General features: G+C 68.7%; 19 protein-coding genes. 11 read left to right on the forward strand and 8 right to left on the reverse strand.

All coding sequences use genetic code 11. The features are described from left to right. The first annotated feature begins 174 nt into the window (after positions 1-174). The 8 genes from R2K23_RS03395 (at position 175) to R2K23_RS03430 (ending at position 7,493) form a co-directional block, all read left to right on the forward strand. Positions 175-477: a helix-turn-helix domain-containing protein gene (locus R2K23_RS03395; protein ID WP_316514268.1), complete on the forward strand. Its 303-nt coding sequence runs from the start codon at positions 175-177 to the stop codon at positions 475-477. Next, positions 474-698, forward strand: coding sequence for a hypothetical protein (locus R2K23_RS03400; protein WP_316514269.1), 225 nt, complete (start codon positions 474-476; stop codon positions 696-698). The genes R2K23_RS03395 and R2K23_RS03400 overlap by 4 nt, the downstream gene beginning before the upstream one ends. Before the next feature lie 82 nt (positions 699-780). Beyond that, the gene (locus R2K23_RS03405; RefSeq protein ID WP_316514271.1) at positions 781-1,005 is read left to right on the forward strand and encodes a hypothetical protein; all 225 of its coding nucleotides are present in this window, start codon (positions 781-783) and stop codon (positions 1,003-1,005) included. After that, a complete protein-coding gene (locus R2K23_RS03410) occupies positions 1,002-3,860 on the forward strand; it encodes a bifunctional DNA primase/polymerase (RefSeq protein ID WP_316514273.1) in 2,859 nt (952 codons plus the stop codon). Before R2K23_RS03405 ends, R2K23_RS03410 begins: the two co-directional genes overlap by 4 nt. Positions 3,861-4,172: 312 nt before the next feature. Next, complete coding sequence (locus R2K23_RS03415) at positions 4,173-5,654, forward strand: HEPN domain-containing protein (protein WP_316514274.1); 1,482 nt, start codon at positions 4,173-4,175, stop codon at positions 5,652-5,654. Between the two features lie 160 nt (positions 5,655-5,814). Beyond that, positions 5,815-6,462, forward strand: a complete 648-nt coding sequence (locus R2K23_RS03420) for a Panacea domain-containing protein (RefSeq protein ID WP_170092319.1) — start codon at positions 5,815-5,817, stop codon at positions 6,460-6,462. Between the two features lie 4 nt (positions 6,463-6,466). Next, on the forward strand, positions 6,467-7,120 hold the full coding sequence (locus R2K23_RS03425; RefSeq protein WP_316514279.1) for a hypothetical protein: 654 nt from the start codon (positions 6,467-6,469) through the stop codon (positions 7,118-7,120). Between the two features lie 88 nt (positions 7,121-7,208). Beyond that, on the forward strand, positions 7,209-7,493 hold the full coding sequence (locus R2K23_RS03430; protein WP_316514281.1) for a helix-turn-helix domain-containing protein: 285 nt from the start codon (positions 7,209-7,211) through the stop codon (positions 7,491-7,493). A 2-nt stretch (positions 7,494-7,495) separates the two neighbouring features. Here the strand turns inward: R2K23_RS03430 and R2K23_RS03435 are convergent, their stop codons facing one another. The 8 genes from R2K23_RS03435 to R2K23_RS03470 form a co-directional block, all read right to left on the reverse strand. After that, entirely contained in the window at positions 7,496-7,693 is a 198-nt protein-coding gene (locus R2K23_RS03435; RefSeq protein WP_316514283.1) for a helix-turn-helix domain-containing protein, read from the reverse strand. 87 nt (positions 7,694-7,780) lie between these two features. Beyond that, positions 7,781-8,197 (reverse strand): hypothetical protein, encoded by a 417-nt coding sequence (locus R2K23_RS03440; protein ID WP_316514285.1) that lies wholly within the window; start codon positions 8,195-8,197, stop codon positions 7,781-7,783. Between the two features lie 13 nt (positions 8,198-8,210). Continuing rightward, positions 8,211-10,802 carry a DEAD/DEAH box helicase family protein gene (locus tag R2K23_RS03445; RefSeq protein ID WP_316514287.1) on the reverse strand — a complete coding sequence of 864 codons (2,592 nt, stop codon included), beginning with the start codon at positions 10,800-10,802 and terminating at the stop codon, positions 8,211-8,213. Further along, a complete protein-coding gene (locus R2K23_RS03450; protein ID WP_316514289.1) occupies positions 10,802-12,733 on the reverse strand; it encodes a site-specific DNA-methyltransferase in 1,932 nt (643 codons plus the stop codon). The genes R2K23_RS03445 and R2K23_RS03450 overlap by 1 nt, the downstream gene beginning before the upstream one ends. A gap of 355 nt (positions 12,734-13,088) precedes the next feature. Continuing rightward, positions 13,089-14,549 carry a hypothetical protein gene (locus R2K23_RS03455; protein ID WP_316514291.1) on the reverse strand — a complete coding sequence of 487 codons (1,461 nt, stop codon included), beginning with the start codon at positions 14,547-14,549 and terminating at the stop codon, positions 13,089-13,091. A 1-nt stretch (position 14,550) separates the two neighbouring features. Further along, complete coding sequence (locus tag R2K23_RS03460) at positions 14,551-14,841, reverse strand: hypothetical protein (RefSeq protein WP_316514292.1); 291 nt, start codon at positions 14,839-14,841, stop codon at positions 14,551-14,553. A gap of 46 nt (positions 14,842-14,887) precedes the next feature. Then, positions 14,888-15,691, reverse strand: a complete 804-nt coding sequence (locus tag R2K23_RS03465) for a chymotrypsin family serine protease (protein ID WP_316514294.1) — start codon at positions 15,689-15,691, stop codon at positions 14,888-14,890. An 86-nt stretch (positions 15,692-15,777) separates the two neighbouring features. Then, the gene (locus tag R2K23_RS03470) at positions 15,778-15,957 is read right to left on the reverse strand and encodes a hypothetical protein (protein WP_316514295.1); all 180 of its coding nucleotides are present in this window, start codon (positions 15,955-15,957) and stop codon (positions 15,778-15,780) included. A gap of 919 nt (positions 15,958-16,876) precedes the next feature. Between R2K23_RS03470 and R2K23_RS03475 the strand changes: the two genes are divergently transcribed. The 3 genes from R2K23_RS03475 (at position 16,877) to R2K23_RS03485 (ending at position 20,585) form a co-directional block, all read left to right on the forward strand. Then, entirely contained in the window at positions 16,877-17,338 is a 462-nt protein-coding gene (locus R2K23_RS03475; RefSeq protein WP_316514297.1) for a helix-turn-helix domain-containing protein, read from the forward strand. 95 nt (positions 17,339-17,433) lie between these two features. Beyond that, the gene (locus R2K23_RS03480) at positions 17,434-17,772 is read left to right on the forward strand and encodes a hypothetical protein (RefSeq protein WP_316514299.1); all 339 of its coding nucleotides are present in this window, start codon (positions 17,434-17,436) and stop codon (positions 17,770-17,772) included. After that, a complete protein-coding gene (locus tag R2K23_RS03485; RefSeq protein WP_316514301.1) occupies positions 17,769-20,585 on the forward strand; it encodes a bifunctional DNA primase/polymerase in 2,817 nt (938 codons plus the stop codon). The genes R2K23_RS03480 and R2K23_RS03485 overlap by 4 nt, the downstream gene beginning before the upstream one ends. Positions 20,586-20,747 lie beyond the last annotated feature (162 nt).

Consider the following 20,747-nt stretch of genomic DNA (forward strand, 5'->3'; position numbering starts at 1 on the left):
CATTGCCGCTCAATGCAACCTGCTGCACATCCCTGCCCGGCCTGAAAAAGTTCTTCGTGCGCGACACGGCCCTGACCTGGGGCTGGAGGATCGCTCGTGATGTGGGAGGCCTCGGTGCCACCATGTGTCGCACCGCGTCGGGATCGATCCGACGCCAGGACGAACGGAGGCGTCATGCGACGCATGGGTTACAAGGAGGCAGCCGAGATCGCGGGCGTCTCCATCCGCAAGATGCGGTACCTCGTGGAGTCGGGTGAGATCCTCGCTCGGCGCTGCGGTAGCCGCGTGCTCATCGCAGAGCGCGATCTGGAGGCGTGGCTCGACAGTCTGCCGCTCGTGGTGGACACCGGGGCCGAGGCCGAGACCGCAACGGACGACGAGACCGAGGGCGTCCCGGGCCGAACTCGCACTCAGGACGCTGCGCAGGTTCGCGCAGCGTGCGCGACGGAGGTCCGTCAGGAGGTCGCAGCCGCGTGAGCACCGAAGGAGTCCGCGCCGCCGCCGGCGCTGCGTTCCGCGCTGCCCACCCCGAGGATCGCCACGGCGCCCTCATCGCCGGGTGCCGCGCCGCCGCACGCGTCGCGGATCCGGATCACGCCGTCGGCTTCACCATCGGTGAGCTTGCCGACGAGGAGACGACGCGCGCCAGGGAGATCGATTCCTGGTTGGACCTGCACTGGGCGCGGATCGCGCCCTAGATACGCGAAAGGGCCGGTGTCGGCCGGCCCGCTTCGCTTCGAGTAGTCCCCACCCCGCTAAGAACGGAAGGACATGCACAGCATGGCACAGCTCAATGACCGCGTCGAGCCCGACGCGTACGACACGCCGACCACCGCCGAGGTCGTCGCCCGCTCCCTCCCGGAGCTCCAGGCACTGCTCACCCGGCCCCGCGCCGCGGGCGAACCGCTGCACGTGCGGCTGGAAGGCCCGGCCGCGGAGCAGGTCTTCGGAGTGGGGGTGGCCGTCACGGTCACCACCGCTGTCACCGAGGCGGTGGCGGCATGAGCACCGCGTTCAGTCCGGAGGAACTGGCGCGCGTCGCGGCGAACCGCGCAGCGCTCGCCGACGCGCACGCCGCTCGTGAGGCCAGCATCGACACGTGGCTCGAGCGTCTGTCCGACGCTGGCGCCGTGCTCATGCCGCTCATCGTCGCCGGCAAGCGCCCCGTCGAGAGGCGGTGGCAGGAGACTTCGACGATCGATTGGGACGAGATCGACGCCCACCTGCGGCGCGGCGGTAACATCGGCGCGCACCTCGGCGCGAGCCGATGGGTCGGATGGGACGGCGACAACGGCGCCGCGACCGCCGCGATGCTCGCGGCCGGCTACGACTTGTTCACTATCTCGGCGGGGTCTCGCAACCCCGCATACCACCACGCGGAGGGTGCGCACGTTCTCTGGCGCCTGCCCTCCTGGGTTCCGCAGGTGCGCCTCACCGGCCCGACCAAGGCGGTGATGCTCGACAACGGCGCGAGCATCGACGTGCTCGCCGGCCACCATCAGGTGGTGCTCCCGCCGTCGGTGGTGGTGATCGCCGAGCCCACGCACTACGTCGGTGGGTACGTCACCGCGTCGGAGGCCGGGTACTGCGGTCCCGACCGCGACGGTTGGCTCAAGGTCGCGGCTGACGCGGACGGGTGGCTCCCGGAGTTGCCCCTGTGGGCGCTCTCCGAGGAGCTGCTTGCGTACGCCCCGGAGGGAACCGACATCGGTGCACCCCCCGCGGGGTGGGAGCCGATGGCCGGCACCGTCACCGTCTGGCGGGAGGCCGAGGCCGGGGTCCGTGAGCCGGGCGAGGGCGACGACGAGCTGACCACCGCGGTGGACCAGCTCGACCTGCTGAGCATGCTCGAGGCCGCTGGGATCGCCGGTGACCGCGCCGGGTTCGACTCCTGTGGTCCGTGCGAGACCTGGCTGCGGGCCGGGTCGGACGCGGAGAAGAGCATCACCGTGCACGACTGCGACGTCCACGGCGGTAGGGTCCAGGTCTGGACCACCGCCTTCGCGGACCTGCCGCAGGGCGGGTACTCGCGACTCGACGCGTACTGCGGACTCACCGGCCGCGAACGCGGAGCGGTGATGAAGGAGCTGGGCCTGGTTCAGGAGAAGAGGCTCACCGCTGTCGCGGCTGACGACCTGGATGCCGCCGCCGCGGAGTTCGAGGCCGCCGCCGAGGCTGGTGACGCCACGGAGACCAAGCCGATCCCCTCTCCGGACAAGGGACCGAAGGGCGAGCCTGTGGGCCGCGTGATCGAGGTCCAGGTGGGACCCGACGGCCTGTTGCAACGCGCGCAGCGGTACCGCCTTGCGGCCGCGGGCATGCGGGCCAAGCAGCACGCCGCGGGGGCGAAGGATGGCGCTGTGCTCATCGGCGCTGACAGCGTGGTGGGCGCGCCTGCGGCGGGGGCAAACGCTCTCCAGCCCATGCCGGAGCCGGAGCTGACGGCCGAGGAACAGGCTGCCGCCGAGGCTGAGGCTCTCGCGGACAAGCGCGACCCGTACCGGCACCTGCCGGACCCGTGCACCGAGGAGCTCGAGGAGTTGGTGTTTGGGGATCCGCGTCTGCCCCAGGTGGGACAGATCCGGACGGCGGCCCGGGCGGCGGCGATGTCGCCCTGGTCGACTCTCGGCCTGAGCATCGGCCGCGGACTGCTGCGGGTCCGGGCGAGCGTCCTGGTGCCGGACCTGGTCGGCGGCATGCCGGCGCCCCTGAACTACCAGATCGGCACCGTGGGCGCTTCGGGGCGTGGCAAGGGCGCGGCGCACGGACTGGTCATCTACGACGCCGGGGTGCTGATCCACACCGAGGACTCGATCGACAAGAAGTTCATGCCGCCGTCGGGCGCCGCGCTCGCCGGCCTGTTCGTGGCCCGCCAGAAGGATGACGACGGCAACGTCGAGGTCGTGCCCATCCGTGAGGCCGCCTGGTGCGACTGGTCGGAAGTGGACACACTCACGGCACAGTCCGGACGCGGCGGCAATGACCTCGCTTCTGAGCTGCGCGCCGCGATCACGGGCGCCGAGCTGGGCACCGACCCGAAGAAGGACGGCGCAGACCCGCTGAAGGTGGAGCCCCTGTCGTACCGGATCCTGGTGTCGTTCTCGACGCAGTACGGCAAGCCTGCGATGGCGCTGATGGCCGAGCGTGACGGCGGAACCCTGCAGCGCACGAACTGGTTCTCCACGACGGACCCGCGCAGTCTGAACAAGCGCCCGCGCGGTCCCAAGCCGCGTGCGGAGATCGACATCATGCGCGGCCTTCCGACCTCGCACGTGGTGAAGCACCCCGACGGTGACCGCGAGTTGCTCACCGTAGACGACGCCATTCACGACGAGGTGTGGGAGGCCCAGGCCAACAAGATCCGCTTCGACCGCGACGTGGACGAACTCGCCGGCCACCAGAACCTGAACCGCCTGCGCACCGCCGCGTGGGCCGCCCTGATCCAGCACAGGGCCCACATCGGCGCCTTCGAGTGGGAGTGGGCCGGTCACGTCATGGAGCACTCACGGCGGGTGCGTGACCGACTCGAAGCCTCGGTGAAGGGCCTCAAGAAGGCGCAGGCCGTCGAGAACGGTGGCCTGGACTTCGACCGCAAGAACGCCGCGGAGCTGGCGAAGGTGGCGCACACCGAGGCCTTGCTCACGTCCCTGGCTAAGTGGGGTCGCGACGTTCGCGAAGGCCGCAACAAGTTCGGCAAGAGCGGCCCGACGTTCACACTGCGGGACATCCAGGCGTCTGCGAAGAACGCGAAGTCGGAGCGCTACACCAGAGCCGCAGAACTCGCGACCGAGCTGTGCATGCGGCAGCTGTGGGTCTGTGAAGGCGAGCGGATGCGCTCCGTCGAGCCGGACCTTGAGTGACCACTCGGCGGGTGGTCGGCACAAGGTGTCCACCCAGGTGTCCACCCTGGGTGGACACTTGAGCGAAACGGATCGTCGAACCGCAGGTGTCCACCCGTCCACCCGTCCACCCAGGGTGGACGCGCCGCGGATGGCTTCTATAAGAGACGGCCGCAGCTTCACTTAACTACTACTCCGACCTGGGCTTTTGCAGATCGGTCTCCCGGATTCCCCGCACCGTCCACCTTGGGTGGACGGGTGGACACCCCGCTGAGGGTGGACACCTGCGGCCGAGGGTGGACGGCTCGGACGACCTGCGGCATACATTCAGGTATGGCAGATCGGTTCCCCGAGCAGACCGCTGAGACCATCGGACAGTTCCAGGTGGTGTCCAAGGCATCGGCTGCTGAGACGACTGCGACACCACCTCGTACCGGGGTGCTCCGATTCCGCGACAACCGGGTCGAACTCGAGGTCAGTCCCAGCTTCAACCCGATGGTCGAGTGGACACGACGCGGACCCGGATCCATCGCAGGCGGCCCGCCACAGCGGCGCGTCACCGACGACGCGGTGGTGCTGGGTGCGACCGCGATCAGGCCCGGTGAAGTATCGCTGTGGGGTCTGCGTTCCTTACGTCGCCACCTGCTTGGGTTCCCGAGCCCCGGGGAAGACGAACCACGCAGCCGCGAGGTGCTGCGGGCGGACTGGTGCTTCGTCGGCGCCCTGTTCCCGGACGATGAGACCGAGTTCGACGCGGTGACCCTGGATGTCACCGGACTCCATGCGTTCGCCAACCTGCCTTCGGTCCACACCGAGTTGCCCGACACCGGTATGACACCGATGAAGTGGGTCTACGACCCGCCGGACGCCGCCGAGGGGGTTGTGTCGATTCCCGCGGTCGGGAAGGTGCGGTTCGAGCCCCTGGCCTCAATCCCGACGCTCGGCGGACCGGACATCGTGCTCACGACAGGTACACGGCTGAAGTTGGCGTTCGACCACCCGCTTCCGTTGTCCACGATGGTCTCCACCGTCGCGATACCAATCGCAACGGCGCTCACGATCCTCAACGGAGCCGAGTGCCGCGTCCGCCAGCTGAACCTGTCGGTCCCGAGCGGAGAGTCCGCAGACGTGTACGGCCACGTGGTCGACGCGTCCGCGCCTCGCGATTCCGCCGAGGAATCTCTCCTCACGCTCGAAGGTGCCGGTGGCGCCGACTTCGTCGGCCGGTGGCTGGAACTCTCGCAGCGGGTATCTCCGGTGCCGCAGATACTTGCGGCGTCCTACGCCGGGGAGTTCCAGACGGTGGAGACCGAAGCGCTGAGCCTGTGCACCGCGGCGGAGAATCTCCATCGGCGTCTGTATCCGGGCGAACGTCGGTGGACGGCGGAGACTGTCGACGCGGCGACGGACGGGTTGAAGGACGCCGACATTCCCGACGAGGTGCGACAGGCGCTGACGCAGGCAGTCGGGCAGTACCTCTACGAGCCGTCGTTCCCCAACCGCATCGAGGCATTGGCGCGCCGGGCGGCCGAGGCCGTCCCGGAGTGTGTCGGCCGGATCAATCGTTGGAAGCGCGCGGTCACGGACCAGCGGAACACGCTTGCGCATGGGCTGCGTCAGGAGGGGGAGAATCCCGACCTCACCGAGATGCACTACATCACGCGTTCGCTGCGGTGGGTCCTGACTGTGTGCCTGCTGCTGGAGGCGGGAGTTCCACCGGAGCGTTTGGCGGGCGCGGTGCGTGCGAACAGCCGTTTCGAGCGCGATGCGAGGAACTGGCGGAGCGTGTGGCCGAAGGTGTTCGCACAGGCGTGACCTGATCACGTCGGCGCAGTCTGTCGGTACCCGTCGATACTCTCCGCGTAGACGCCACCGCCGAGCTGCGTGAACATGCGGAGGAATGCGGCCCAGGTCACCGGCGTTGATGTGACACACTTGGGGTATTCACACCACAGCTCTCGCGGAGGGAGGATTCATGCTGACCGCAGACCAAGTCGCGAGCGTGATCATCGCTCGCAACGTGAAGCCGTGGACCGACGCCATGTCGTTGCAGAAGCTGCTCTACTACGCGCAGGCATGGCATCTGGCCGTTACTGGTGAGCCGCTGTTCGACGAGCAGTTCAAGGCGTACAAGGACGGGCCGGTGGTCCCGCAGGTGCGTCACACTCGGATGGAGCAGTCCAGCCGCAAGCGCAGCGAGCAGGATCTCACCGGCATCGAGCTCGACGAGCTCAGCTCGAACCTGCTGGACTTGGTGATCGCGAGCTACGGGTCGATGTCCGCTGAGGAACTCAGCGCACTCACCCACGCCGAGCGGCCGTGGCTGGAGGCGCGCGGTGACCTCCCCGCCGACGCCTCTGGCAACACACCACTGTCACCGGAGTCAATGGCGCGGTTCTACCGTGCTCACCGATCTCTGGCCGGTCGAACTGCCGCCGATCTCGCCGCGGGCGGTGTGTACGTTCGCGACACGAGCGTCAGCGATGCGATCGACATCGACTCGCTGCTCGGTGCGCTGGACGACGTTGACACCGCAGACGATGACTCTCCGTGGGGTGGCGCGAACCTCGTTGCTCCTCGTAGCAGTGATCGCCCCCGCCGGTCCCATCGGGTCCGCTGCTGAACCAGTGACGGACGGCCACCGGCATCTCGTCGTCTTCGACGCCAACGTTTACCTCGACTCTGCATTCCTCACCGGTGCACCGTTCTCCTGGGACACCTTCGATGCGATCGCGGCATCGATCGCGCAGGTGCCCGTCCCGCACGTGGATGGCGCTTACGACTCACTTCGGGCGATAGCAACCTGCCAGTCCGGGACGTTCGCCGGATCGGAGACTGTCGAGGTCTTCACGAACGACCACATCGAGGACATGGTCCACGCCAAGGCGCAGCACCCTGTCGTGCCCGCTCCCGGGAGTGACCTCAGGGGGCTGGGGTGGAACCGTAGCGATGCGGACGCGCTCTTGGAGGGATTCGTGTGGGAGGTCGGCAACCGGTCGTCGGGCGGTTGCGTGCCGGCTGAGGTACCTGACGGCAACCCTCCGCTCGACCACGAGGACGGGATGGTCTACGGGGCGTGCAAGTATCTGGCCGGCGAGGATCCTTTGGCGACGGTGTACTGCGTCACCCGAGACCGCCCCTTCCTCGACGCGGCCAAACTGGGGAAGCTCAGCGGTCACACGAAGGTCCTCCACCCCGCGAAATTCGTCGGTTTGGTACGTGCCGCACGCGCCAACCTCGGGGTCAAGCGGATGCGTCCCGGCGGGCCGGCGCCACAGTGATGTCGATGTAGGCGCACCCCCGCGGCGATTCCTGCCCACCCCGGCGCGCCCCCAACCACGCGGCCACCCACTCCTGGAGCATGGCTGTGTGGGTGACGACGAACAGCAGTGGGTTCCGAAGCGAGTCACGACGGCAGACGCTGCCGCCGGCGCAGTGTTACGACGGGTACGTGAACGCGCCGGGCTGACACTCGATCAGGCCGCCGAGGCGAGCAGGATCAGCAAGGCGGTCCTGAGTCGGACGGAGCGGGGTGAGCGGCCGGCACGGGTCACCGAACTCCTTCCCCTCGCCGCGGCGTACGACATGACGGCCGCCGAGCTCGCCGCCGCGATCGCGGCCGACCCCGCGGTACAGGCCGCGGCGATGCAGTAGCTCTACCCGCCGCCCTTCGGCGGCCGATACCGCTCGTCGATCAATCTCTGAATCTCCCGGCTGGGGATCAGCGTCCGGCAGCCGAGGCGCATCCCGACAATGACGCCCTGCCTCTTCAGTCGGAAGAAGTGGGTTCGGCTGATGCGCAACCGTTCGATCGCTTCGGGGATCGTGAGCAACTGGTCGTGGCCTGGTTCCATGGCGCGACCGTAGGACGAAACGCACATGCATTGCGAGGTGTCTTCCGGTGCCACTGCATCCGTCGCGGCACCGGTGGATGCATCCGACTACGCCAGGTGCCGACGCACAACCTGGAGGTCCCGCGCGCGGTCACGGTCGATCTTCCGCGACTTCAACGTGAACTCCGACTTCTCGATCACCACCAGCCGCAGCCCATGCTCAGGGATCAGCGTGCGTTTGCGTTCGTCGTAGCGGCGGCGCTGCTCACCGCGACCCATTCCGGAGACGGTCTGCCGGCGGTCGAAGAACGGAGACGGCTGCGAGTGCTGCTCCTCCTGGAACTCGACTACCAGCCGAAGGTCCGGCCAGTACCCGTCGACAGGGAGTGTCACCCCGCGGGGCCGAGTGGGAGACGGGTCTCCGCGCAGCCAGTCGAACCGCGCCTGCCGGATGCCGGGCACGCCGAGCAACTCGTCGCAGAGGTCAAGGACGTAGTGCTCGTCGGAGTCAGCGCGGCGGGCCATGAAGCGATTCCGATCAGTAGTCCACCGCTGCGTCCGACTCGTACAACGCCTTGGCGTCGGCTCCGTCACGCACGGCCTTGCGTACCGACTCCTTCGTCAGGTCCAGGACCCGTAGGGTGTCTCCGACCTTCGCGACCGCCTCGATGCGCCCGTACTCGGCGCCGAAGGTCTCGGCGAAGTCGGCGAGGCCGCGCAGCTTCGGCATGGCATCGGACATGTGGTGCCCGTGCGGGTCGACGATGTTCGCGGCGATCGTCCCGTCAGCGCGGCGTGAGAAGAACAGGAAGTCCGGCCGCAGCGCCTTGAACGCGCCGCTCGACATGTCGCGGTAGGCGATCGACAGGGAGTCCTTCGCCGTCCGCGACGGGTTTCGCCACCAGGCGACGAAGCCGGCGGCGTTCATCTCCTGCTTCAGGACCAGCGTCTCCCAGTCGTTGAGGTTGGCCGGGACGTCACCGTTCTCGTCGCAGAGCAGGTGGTGCTTGTGTGTCGGGAGGTCGGATTCGTTGCCGGCGGCGTCGCGCACCTTGGTGTCGGCTTGCCCGGTCCGGGGACGGGTGAGCAGGATCGGTTGCGGCTGCGTCGTCATCGACTCCAGCTCGTCGTAGACGGCTTGCCGCTCGTCTGTCAGTCCCTTGCGCTGCACCCGCGTCTGCTGCAGCCAGTCGGCGGCGAGTTTGTTCGCTTCGTCGTCGATGGCCTCCGCGACCTCGGGCACGAGCGCCGCCGCTGCGAGTTGGACTGTTGCATCGCGGAGCTCATCGTCGTCGGCGTCGTCACCGGCGAGGTGCCCGACGTAGGTCCGCGCGAGGTCGGCGCTGAAGACACGGCCGGCGGCCCGGTACGCGTCCTGGATGGCGCGGTGGTCGGCGGTGTCGGTGAAGGCCTTGCGGGAGATGGCGGTGTTGCTGTGCAGCTTCCCGCGCAGCTCCTCGCCCTCCATCGTCATGACGTCCTTGACCGCCGCGTCGATCTTGTCCTTGTACTGCACACGCCGCCCGTCGAGGACCGCGTGCAGGTGCGCGTGCGCCTGCTTCCCGGCGTCGGTGATCAGGTCGTCGTCGGAGAGTGCCTTCGCGATCGCGGTGAGCCGCTTGATGGGCTTCGCGGCGCGCTTCGGGATCGTCTGCGCCGGCAGCATGTCGAAGCGCTCCCAGACCTCCTCGGGAACCTCCGGGTTGGGTAGCAAGGTCACCGGGTCGAACAGCACGCGCCGGCCGGGGCCGCCTCCGGAGTCGCCGTCTCCGCCGCCGGTGGCGCCGCGCATCAGCTCCTCCGCGACCGCGGTCGCCGTCTTCCGGTCGAAGAACGGCAGTAGGCACTCGACGGAGTTCAGCACCTGGTTGCCGGGGATCCGGCGCGCCAGCGGCGTGCGCACCATGCGGCCGAGTAGCTGCGTGATGTGGGTGGGGTCGACCGCAGGCCGGAAGGAGACGAGTACCTCGGCCCGGGGGCAGTCCCACCCGGTACTGATCGCGGTCTTCGCGAACAGCACCCGGATCCACGTTTCTTCCTGCACCGTCTCCGGCGCCACGTAAGGGACGGGCACCTGGTTCACGGACAGGTCTTGGTGCTCGCCGAAGACGTTGGCGAACGACTGGGTCGGTAGGTCCGTCCACTCCTCGAAGACCGCTTCCACCGCTCGGGCGACCGCGGTCTGGGTAGCTGCGGTATCACCGTCGCGCACCTGCACCACCAGGAGCGGCACGACGGGGTCGGTCTCGCCTTGCTCCTTCGCATACTGGGCCCACGCCTTGGTGCTTGCGATCACCTTCCTGACGGCCCGCTTGAGCAGCACCGTGTCGAAGGTGCCCGACTCGCTGGGGATCGACAGGACGATGTCGTCCTTGAGCAGTCCCGATGCCTGGACCAGCGCGGAGTCCACCTCGACCGCCGGCAGTGCCACCCGCCCCTGCGGTGCGTCCTTGAACGCGTCCTCGAAGTTCTGCGTCGTCGCCGAGATGCCCCAGACGATCGGCATCGGTGGAGTGGTGCCGTGTCCGTTGACCAGTCGCTGCACGATGGTGGTGCGGTCGCCGGCGGAGTTGTTCCAACCGCGGTGCGCCTCGTCCTGCACGAAGTACAGCGTGAGCCGCTCGTCGGCGATCGTCTCGGCGATGACGTCGTAGATGTTGCTCTGCACCTCGTCGGGGCGAGGCACCAGTGCCATCTCGTCGGTGTCGCCGTTGCGGTCACCGCGCACGAGCCGCGCGCCCTTGCTCAGCTTCTGCGCGTTGAGGAAGTAGACGTTGCCGGGTCGCAGCTTCGGCTCGTTGAACGTGGACTCGATGATCCGCAGCCGCGAGTCGAGCTGCTCACCACCGGCGGCCTGGATCCGCCTTCGCGACTGCTCGTTCAAGCTGGGGTCGTCGCTGAACCAGAGCACCACCGCCCCGGGGTCGGCGGCGAAGTCGAACTCGTCGCTGCCGAAGAACAGCGCCTCGATGACGGCGGCCGCCATGACGGTCTTGCCCGCGCCGGTGACGGCGGACAGCGCGAACCTCGACTTGGAGCCGAACTGCTTGTAGAGGGTGCGCGCCTGCGTGAGGTTGTCGAGCACACCCGCGACGGCACCGACTTGGTAGTCCTTGAGCGTGTACTCCATCAGGCGAACCTCCCAGAGTTGATCTCGAAGTTCCGCAAGTACGACTCGTAGAGCTGGACGGGCCGGACCCCCTTGGGTAGTTCTCGGCACACCATCTGGAAGGCGAGGTCGTCGTCGGTGACGATGTACACCATCGCCACGCCCGGCGTCTTCTTCACCTCGGTGACGAAGCGGGCCGCGGTGTCGAGGTCGTCGAGTACGCCGTACACGTCGGTGAGGTCCCAGCCCTTGTCGCCGATCTCGGTGATGATCGGCCCGCGCGCCCCAGCGCGCAGCCACAGCATCGGCGCGACCCTCGCGAAGGCACGGTGGTGGGCTACCGACAGCGGACCCTCGTAGGTCAGGGTGAAGAACGCCGCGTTCTCCTCGAAGCCCTCGGCCATGGGGAACTCGTCGGTGAACTTGTAGGCACCGCGGAGCGGGTCGCCATCGGGTGTCTTGCCGGTGATCGCTGCCTTGATCCTGGGCTTGGTGATGTGGTCGCACACCCCCCATTTCTCCCAGTCGGGGTCGCCGGGTCGCAGACCCTCAGCGCTCAGGGCACCCTGCTCGTCGGCGGAGACCTCGTTGTTGGTGACCGAGATGCACTGTCGCTGCCCACCGTCCTGCTTGTTCAGGCGCATCACGGCGTGCGCGGTGGTACCAGAGCCGGAGAAGAAGTCGAGCACCACCGCGGTGGGCTTGTCCTGGACGAAGAACCTGATCGTGTCCTCGACCGCGTAGAGGGACTTGGGGAAGTCGAACCTCCGCCCGGGCAAGATGTCGCTGATCAGAGTTGATCCGTACTCGGAGGCGTTGTGAGACTGAATCTTCCACTGCGTCGGAGCCACGCGGTCGTCACCGAGATCCGCCCGGTAAGCGAGCAGCGAGCCGTCGTCGGCACGCCCGCGCACCTCGTACTTCCCGGATTGCACGTCCGCGTACGCACCGTCGGGGAGATAGTTGACCACGAAGCCATAGGCGGTTGCGCGCCCGAGCCGCACCCGGCCTTGTGCCATGCGGGAGCGCAGCTCATCTGCGCCGACCTGCCATCGACCTTCGCTTCCGTTGCGCCGGAGCGGGAGGATCGCGACGAGTCCCTCCTTCGGGGGCGCCTCGCTCGTGCCGGCCGGAATCGCTTCTCCAACCTCGACAATCCGCTTCGTGTCCGGGTCCGCGTAGATGGGATAGAACATCGTTGGACGGTCGACCCGCCGCGAGTTGCTGCCGCGGCGCATCATCGATGTCCACTCCGGCTCGACCTCTCGCGCATCTTCTGGGTCCGGGGCCTCGGCCATCGCCCCGCGCGGCGATGGTGACCACTCCGGTGCGAGGGTCAGGCGAGCCGGGTGACTCGACCCAAACATGACGAAGAAGATGTACTCGTCCGCTCGCCTGAAGCCACCGTTGGTGGACACACCTTTCGGGTTGATGATGCTGCTCACCATCTGGACTCGCGCTTCGGGGAACAGTTGCTCGAGCAGCAAGCCAAGCCGATGAACTTCCAGTTCGTCGATGGTCACGATGAGCACGGAGTCCGCTGGGTTGAGCAGCTCAGCAGCGACGAGAAGGCGGCGCTCCATCATGGCGAGCCACTTCGAGTGCCGGTAGTCGTCGTCCGCCTCCACGTACAGGTTGTTGTACTTCCAGTCGCGGAACGATCCCTTGTTGTAGGGCGGATCGATGTAGATCGCGTCGATCGCGTGGCGGTGCGTGTAGGTCAGCATCTCCAGCGCGTGGAAGTTCTCCGCGTTGATCACGGTGTGGAACGGCTTATCGCCGCCGTGCTCGACTCGACCTGTTTCGATCAGGCCGGGGTAGATGTCGTCGCGGAACTCCGCCACGATCACGAGGTCGGCTACGAGCGCGGTGGTGGTATTCCGCGGCTCGTCCTGGCCGACTTCGACCAGGTGCGCCACCCGGTCGCTGCCCTTGCCTGCGAAGCCTGTCACCGACCACAGGCGTTGATCGCCGCGTGAAGTGACGCCACGCGACGGCAACACTCGCACCTTGTCGCCTTTCCTGACCGGTTGTCCTGCCAGCTCGACAGCCTCGGGCTGGTGCCGCTCGAAGACGAGTCCGAACGTACGGCGCTTGCCAAGGGCTCGGAACTCCCGTTCCAAGTCAGCACCCAGTTGGGAGTCCGCAGCCTTGGCTTGGCGGATCAGATCGGACAACCTGGACACGCGTCAACTCCTGGTAGAGAACCTATTCCAGGTAACCGTAAACGAGCAGCTCGCGGGCGGAGTCGTTACCCGCTGCGTCGTGTCGGAAGCGGTGGGGTGTACGGCCTCGGCGGGCCCTGACTTACGCCGCGTCCTCGCCTCGCCGGCGGGGGTGATCCTTCTGAGCGATGGTGCCGCCGGGCACCGCCTCCGCAGCGGTGTGCCGCCCGTGGAGCAGATCGCTCTCCGCACTTCCCGACGCCGCGGCGGTCTGCGCCTGCTCGCGGTCCTTGCCTGCGCCGCCGGGGCCGCCCATCGCGCCCATCGGCATCATGGGCATGCCGCCGCCCATGGGGCGTGTACCAGCGGCATGAGCCGGAGCGGTACCGCTCGTGCCGGTGCCCGTGGCGCCACTCGTCTTCGTCTCCGGGCCGACGGAGAAGGCGCCGCGAGGCTCACCCGACCTACCGCTGACGTCGGTGGTGGTGTTCAGTCCCTGCGCCGAGGTGCCGGAAGTCACAGGCTGTGCGTTGGCGGTGGCACTGGCGCTGAGACCAGTCGTAGAAGGTGCCGCAGCTGCCGGCGCGCTCGGGGTGACGGTCGCGGCGGGGGTGGCGTGCGAGCTGCCACCGCCGAGGGTGAGCGGTGCGCCGACGCCGAGGGTCGCGAGGTCGCCGGTGTCGAGGACCCCGTCCGCGCCGACGATCCTGTCCCACGGGCTGGCCTTGGACTGTGCCAGATCCTTGTCCTTGTCCGGCTGCTGCTGCGGGGTGGCGGCCGTGGGCGTCGCCTGCGCGGTGGGCTGCGCCTGCTGGGCTTGCGGCTGCTGCTGCTGCTGACTGAGGAGCGCTGCGAGAGCGGCGGCAGAATCCGGCGTGGCGGTGCTGGTCTCGGTGGTGGACGGCTTCGCGGACGGGGTAGCGGCGGGAGTGGCGGACGGCTTCGCGGTACCGGAGGCGGTGGTCTTGCCCGGGGCGCCGGTGGAGGGGGAGGGGGGTGCCGGTGCCGGTGGAGGGCTTGCCGGTACCGGGGAGGGAGAGCCTGTGCCGGGGGCCGGCGCCGGGGTGCCGCCACTGGGAGCACCAGTTCCGGGTGCGTCACCGATCACCTCCACCGCCCGGACTTTCGAAAGCGCCAGGTCCGCCTTCTCCTGGGCCTTGTCGTACGCTGCGTCGGCCTCGCGGCGGCGTCGCCGCAGATCACCGAGCTTCTTCTGTGCGTCCTCGAGCTCCTTGGAGGCCGCGCTGGTGTCCCCGCTCGCGGCCGAGGCGTCCTTCAACTTCGTCTTCGCCGCGGTGACGGCCTCCTCTGCGGCCTTGATCTCCGAGTCCTTGGGCGCGTTCCGGTTCCAGGCCTTCGAGGCGTCCTCGCGGATCTTCAGGGCCTTCGCGGTGGCCGCAAGGGCAGCGAAGAGTCGCTCAGCTGCCCCGGCACGTGCCGTGGCCTCCTCGCAACTCTTGGCGACCGTGAGACCCTCGCCCTCCGTGTGCAGACGGCCCACCTCGGCGCGCAGCGCAGCAGCTGCATTGCTCGCCGCGACGGCTGCAGCCTGGACCGTTACGCTGCCGAGGTCCTCGACGCGGTGCTCACCGCTGGGTGCCATGTCAGGCCTCCAGGACGCCGGTCTCGCCGGCGCTGTCGGCCCCGGTTGCGTCCCGGTAGATCGCGCGCAGGTCGGTGACGATGCCGGCGATCGCGACGTCACTCGCCGCGACGGACTTCTGCGCCTCGGCGATGATCCGCGCGACGGTTGCTGCGGTGGGAGACCCGTCGGTGGCGCCGGGGATGGTTTCCAAGCCAGTGAGGTTGATGCTGCCCTTCACCGACTCGATCGCCTTGATGGCGTCGAGGAACCCCTGGCGGTCATGGATGGCGACTGCGTTGTCATCGGTCATGCAACCATTTTGCCAGGTCTACCAGCGGAAACCCGCCCCAGACGCGCTACTGGGAGGTGGTCGCGGTCGAGTAGCGCGGGTCCGTGCGTGGGTCCACCGCAGCCGTGCGATCGGTGAGTGCTTTCGCGCCCATCTGCGCGAGGAGTGGATCCAGGTACGCCGCGTATGAGTAGGGCGTTGCACTTTCCTCGACCAGTCCGATTAGCACGACGCCACGGGGGCCGACCAGGAACATCGGGCTGCCGGAGTCGCCAGGGACCGTGGAGACCTTGGCCCCGATCCCGTCCTCGTCGGCGTCGACGAGGACGCCGCACCGTACGCCGCTCACCGCGGCGTCCACGCACACCGGCGTGTGATAGTCCAGCTTCTGCGTCGCCTCGCGCGTCAACACGCCGACCACGTTGCGGCCCGCCACGGTGGGTGAGGCACTCGATGCGCCCCAGGTCACGGTCGCCCCGTATTCGCCGGCGATAGTTCCGGTGTACGGGGCAACGGCCTGCCCGCCCGCGGTGACGCTAGACCCCGGTACCTGGTCGCAGTGCCCCGCGGTGAGGTAGCCGCGGTGCCCGACCGCCGCGGCAGCTGCCACGGCCGGACCTGCTGTGCAGGGCGCGCCGGTAGCCGACTGCGTGAGGGTGATCCGCCGCGGTGCAGCGGCGGCCTGCTCAGCAGGAATCGTCAACCAGGTGCTCTCGACGTTGGCAGAGGGGTCGGCGCTCGGTACCGCGACTGTCGCGGTCGACGACGCGGGGTCTGCGACCGGCTGTCCGGCCACGCCCGTCGAGCACGCCGACAGCACCACCGCGGCGGCTGCCACGGCGGCTGCTCCAAGGCGCTTCCTCCTGCTCATACGTTCGAGTCTCCCAGACTCGACCAAACAACCCGCCGAATCCGGTGTCACGTCCCCCGGCTGAATGCCTTGAGCGCGCGTGGGATTCATCGGTCGGCCTGGTCCACGAGGCGCTGTTCCACGGCGCGGAGGTCGGCCGCCACGGCAGGGAGATGCGCCCGGTCCATGAGCTCGATGACTCCCTGTAGCCGGGTGCGGGCGCTGCTCACGTCGCAGTGCACTCCGCGGTGCAGGTTGGTGATCAGGTCGCGGTAGCTGGTGCTCATGTCCGGCAGCGTCGCAAGCGCCCGCCGACGGAGGCGTGCGCGGCGCGGGTGACGCTGGTGCAGGGCGTGGAGGCTATGCATCTCGGGCAGGCTTCAGATACTGTCGGCTCTTGTTCCCCGCGTAGCGGGGGTGATCCCAAGCCCACCAACCTCGGGTGCAAGGCCGTCGCGTATTCCCCGCGCAGCGGGGGTGTTCCCTGGTCTCAGCGTCGGCACCGTCACACAGCCCGGTGTTCCCCGTGTAGCGGGGGTGTTCCCAAGGTGCTGCGGGACCGCCGGAAGGCCGCCGAGCGTTCCCCGCGTAGCGGGGGTGTTCCCCTCGACCCGCTCCTCGACGAGCTCGGGGCGAATTGCTCCCCGCGTAGCGGGGGTGTTGCCGGAGCCGTGGACTCGTTCCCGACGGTCACCGTGCGTTCCCCATGTAGCGGGGGTGATCCCTGGTGTGTCTACACCGCGGTCGGCCGACCGAAGTGTTCCCCGCGTAGCGGGGGTGATCCCTGATGGGCGCCGCCGTCCACCCCGAGATCCTCGTGTCCCCGCGTAGTGGGGGTGTTCCCGCCGATAGCGCCACCGCGGCGGCGATGCTGGCGTCTTCCCCGCGTAGCGGGGGTGTTCCGAAGGAGTCGACCGGCATCCGCTGTGATGCCCGGCCGGCGCGCACCGAAGTCGTGCCGCGTTCATGGGCCCGGTACCGAGGTGCAGTAGGAACCGTTGCGCTGCAGAGGATCCCGCGAAAGTTGGAACAACGTTTCTGATTCTGTCCCACCGTCCCCGCTGACCAGCAGGCTCTCGATTATCGAGACAGATTCCGAGTCTGATCAGGCACGATCCGGCGGCTTCGTTTCCGATGTGTGTCCAATGTGACTGCTACAACTGGAGCCAGCTTCCCCAAGCTGCCCAGCCAACCGGAGGAGAGACGATGACCACCACCACACGTATCCGCATCGGAACGCCAGCTGTCGCCGAGCAGCTCGGCGTGTCAGACGAGACCGTTCGTCAGGAAATCCAGCGCGGCCGCCTGCCCGCGATCCGCGTCGGCCGCACCTACCGGGTGCTCCAGAGCGACGTCGACGAGTACATCGCCGCCGCGGAGGCTGAGGCGTACAGCGCGCGAAAGCGCAAGGTGGGCGTGGAGGTCACCGCCTACGAGTCCGAGGCCGGCGCCGAAGTGCGGATCAGCGGACCGTCCGGCTCCGGGAAGAGCTCGCTCGTGCGCGAGCTGCGGGGACTGTGGGGTGACGCCGTGACTGCGCATCGGTACAGCGACGACGGAAGCGAGGTGCTCCGGCTGTCCACCATCGACGTGGAGCCGTCCATCGCCGACGTCGCTGAGAACGACGGTCTCCCGCCGAGGTTCCATGTCGCCAACCTCAACGCCTGACCCACCCAACCCCGAGAACGACGAACGGCGTCGGGGGCCTATTCCCAACGCCGTTCAGAAATCCTCACCACTCCACATGGATAGGAATCAACCACATGATGACCCACCCCCGCTTCGCCGTCAACCGCGGCGCGGCGCCTCTGCCTCCGCCGCTCTGGTCCGAGATCCTCGGCCCCTTCGCCACCCGACTGCCGTTCCCCACGACCTGCGGCTGCGCGGTGTACCGCCGCCGCGGCGTCGACCTCGCCGTGCACTACGCCGCGCACGAGACCTACACCTGCGCCCTCGGCCGCTCTGACGCCGATCTCGCCGTCGGTACCTCCGAGATCGTCGCCGTGCCGCGGCTGATGTTGGCGAGCACCTTGTGGTGGACCCATGTCGACACGGTGTACGCCCGCGTCCGTGCGGCCGCGCGGAAGGCGGTGTTCGCGTGACCGAGCAGAACCCGAACCGCGCTGTCCTCGAGCGGATCGTGGCCCTCGGTGGGCACTTGATGCCGCTCAAGCCCGGGATCAAGAAGGCCAGCCGCGAGCGCTGGCAGGTGGCCCCCGCCATCACCGTCGACGAGGCGCTCGAGCACCTCTCGGCGGGTGGCAACCTCGGGGTGCACCTCGGCTTCTCCGGCCTGATCGCCCTGGACGCGGAGAATCTCCCGGCGACGCAGCTCGCCATGGCCGCGGGACTCCAGCTCACCGTGGCACCGGCGAAGTCCCTCATCGAGGGGAACGTGAAGCACCACGGGTCGCACACCTGGCTCCGCGTGCCCGAGGGCATCGATCCGATGGCGCTGAGCAGCGGTGAGCGCTGCATGCAGGTCCGGCTGCCGGGCGGAGGGCTCATCGACGTGCTGGCGGGCTCGAAGTACGTGGTGGCACCGCTGAGCACGCTGATCGACGCGCCCGGCGTCGCGTACACGGCCTATGCCGGCAGCTCCCTGGACCTCGCCGTGCCCCTTGAGGAGGCGCAGCTCGCGACCGCTCCCAAGTGGCTGTTCGACGCGACGCTGCCATGCCCGGAACCGCTGACCGCCCTCCGAGGATGCCTCGCTCCGCGGTCCCGCCGCGCCCTGTCCGAGCTGGACGCGCGGTCGATCGAGCTGACCGCCGAGATCGATCAGGTGCCGTGGGGCGACTGGATCGCTGGTGACCGCAGGCTCAGCCCCACCGGGCAGGTGGACGGCTGCGGCTGCGAGGTCTGGCACTGGACGGACGCCGAGCATGACAAGTCGGTCACCCTTCACGGTGACTGCGAGATCGGGTCGGGCGCTCACCTGTGGTCGGGCACGATGATGGCGGCGCTGAACCTCGGCGTTCATTGCTCGCGACTGGACTTGGCGTCGGCGCTCCGCGGAGAGTCCCGCAGCCGCGTCGCTGCGAGCGTCGGGATCCGTCTCGGGGGCGAGCAGGAGCTCACCCCGATCGACGCCGATGATCTCGACGAGTCGGCCGACGAGGCCGAGCAGCGGGGTGACCTCACGGCAGCCGCGGAGCTCCGGAAGGCAGCCGCGGTGATGCGCTCCCGTCAGCACGCGGTGGCTCCGAAGGAGGGCGCGGTCTTCGTCGGCGCTGACAGCGTGGTGGGTGCTCCGACCGTCTCGGCGGCTCCCACGCTCACCGTGGTGCAGGGTGGCGGCGACGCGCAGCCGACCGCTGGTGCGGCCGACGGGGCGGACGAGGACACCGCGGTCGAAGCCGACGACATCGACGCGGGCATCCCGCCGGAGAAGCTCGAGGCGTGGGCCGAGATCAAGCGCCGAGGGTTCAATCCGAACGACCGAGCCGTCTACCCGCTCGGCTTCCACTCGACGCCGGAGATCCTCGAGCACGTCATGGACTACAGCGACCTGACGCGGGCGACGTTCCACGCCGCGCGCCGGGCGCACGCGGTGCACCCGATCGCGCTGTACCTCAATGACCTGGTCCGGTTCGGCATGCGTCTGCCCACCGACCTCGGACCGTTCCCGGGGCAGCCGCTCTCAACTTTCGTCGCCGCGGTCGGCCGCTCCGGGACCGGCAAGACGCAGTCCTCGCGTATGAGCGCTTCGCCGCACGACTGGACTCAGATCGGCCGCGTGACTCGCCCCGGCGCCACTCCCGCCGAGACCGGCGACACCCCGCCGCCGGGGCTGCCGGAGGTGTTCATCGGCGTCGGAGCGGAGTCCCTGAACCGCACCCACCGGCTCGGCTCCGGCCAGGTGCTCGTCGACCTGTACGGCGAGATCGAGCCGCTGTACGACGAGGACACCGGCAAGGTGATCAAGGGCAAGTCGCAGTTCCGGCCGAACGAGCACTTGGCGCTTCACGTGCACGAGGACGAGATGAGCGCGCTGATCGCCCGCAGCGGTGGCCCGCAGAGCACGACGATGCAGACGCTGTGCGCGGCGTGGGCGCGCGCCGACATCGGTGATGCGAGCCGCAACGCCGGCACCAAAGCCACCCTGTCCGGCGACATGGACCCGTACAACCTGTTCCTCACCGGCGGCCTGCAGCCTGCACGGGCCTGGACCTTCTTCCTGACGGCGTCGCTGGGGTTCATTCAGCGCTTCATCCACGCGGCCGTCACCGACCCGTACCGGGCGGTCGGGTTGCCGGTGCTCGCGGATCCGGGCACCGTCCCGCCGCCGTCGCTCGCCGTCGGCACGGCGACCGCGTTCACCCTGTGCGAGAGCATCAAGGCCGCGCAGGCGGAGGCCGAGAAGGACTCCGGCGTCGATGCGCTCGCCGGCTTCTCCGACCTGGACTCGCACCTGCTCATGGTCCGGATCCGGCTGGCATGTCTGGTGGCCGCGTACCACGGAACGCTCACCGTCGATGAGCTGTGCTGGGAGCACAGCGGCTGGATCATGGAGTACAGCCGCCGCTCGCGCGCCCACGCGGAGGCGGAGAAGGACGGTGCGGCAGCCGATGACGCGGGCGATGTGGAGAAGCTGCGCGCGCACGGCAAGCGCGTCGCGGCGGCCGACGACGAGAGCCGGGTACGGAGCGCCGCCAACCGGATCCTCGGCAAGCTCGCGGAGGCGGGGGACGCCGGCCTCACCGAGGGGGAAGCGCGCAAGTGGCTTTCCGGCGTCCGCCGTAACGGGCGCCCGTCAGAGCGAGCGCTGTACGGAGCGGACGCTCTGCGCGTCGTCAAGGCCAGCGAGGGCGTGACCTTCGACGGCATCCGAATGCGTTTCGCATCGAGCCCGTCGGCGCCGCTGACTGCCGCCCCGGCGATCGGTTCGCTTGGAGGAGCAGCCACGGCCTGATCGCCCCGTCCGCAACAGCCCCGTCACCGTCAAGGTGGCGGGGTTGTTTGCTACTTCACAGCGTGGTTCAACTTGGAGGGTGGAACAGGGGTGGAACAGGGGGTGGAACAAGAAATGCCTGTTCAGAGGGGGTGGAACGGGGTGGAGCTGTTCCACCCCCTC

Source organism: Mycolicibacterium sp. MU0050, assembly GCF_963378085.1.
Taxonomy (GTDB): Bacteria; Actinomycetota; Actinomycetes; order Mycobacteriales; family Mycobacteriaceae; genus Mycobacterium; species Mycobacterium wendilense.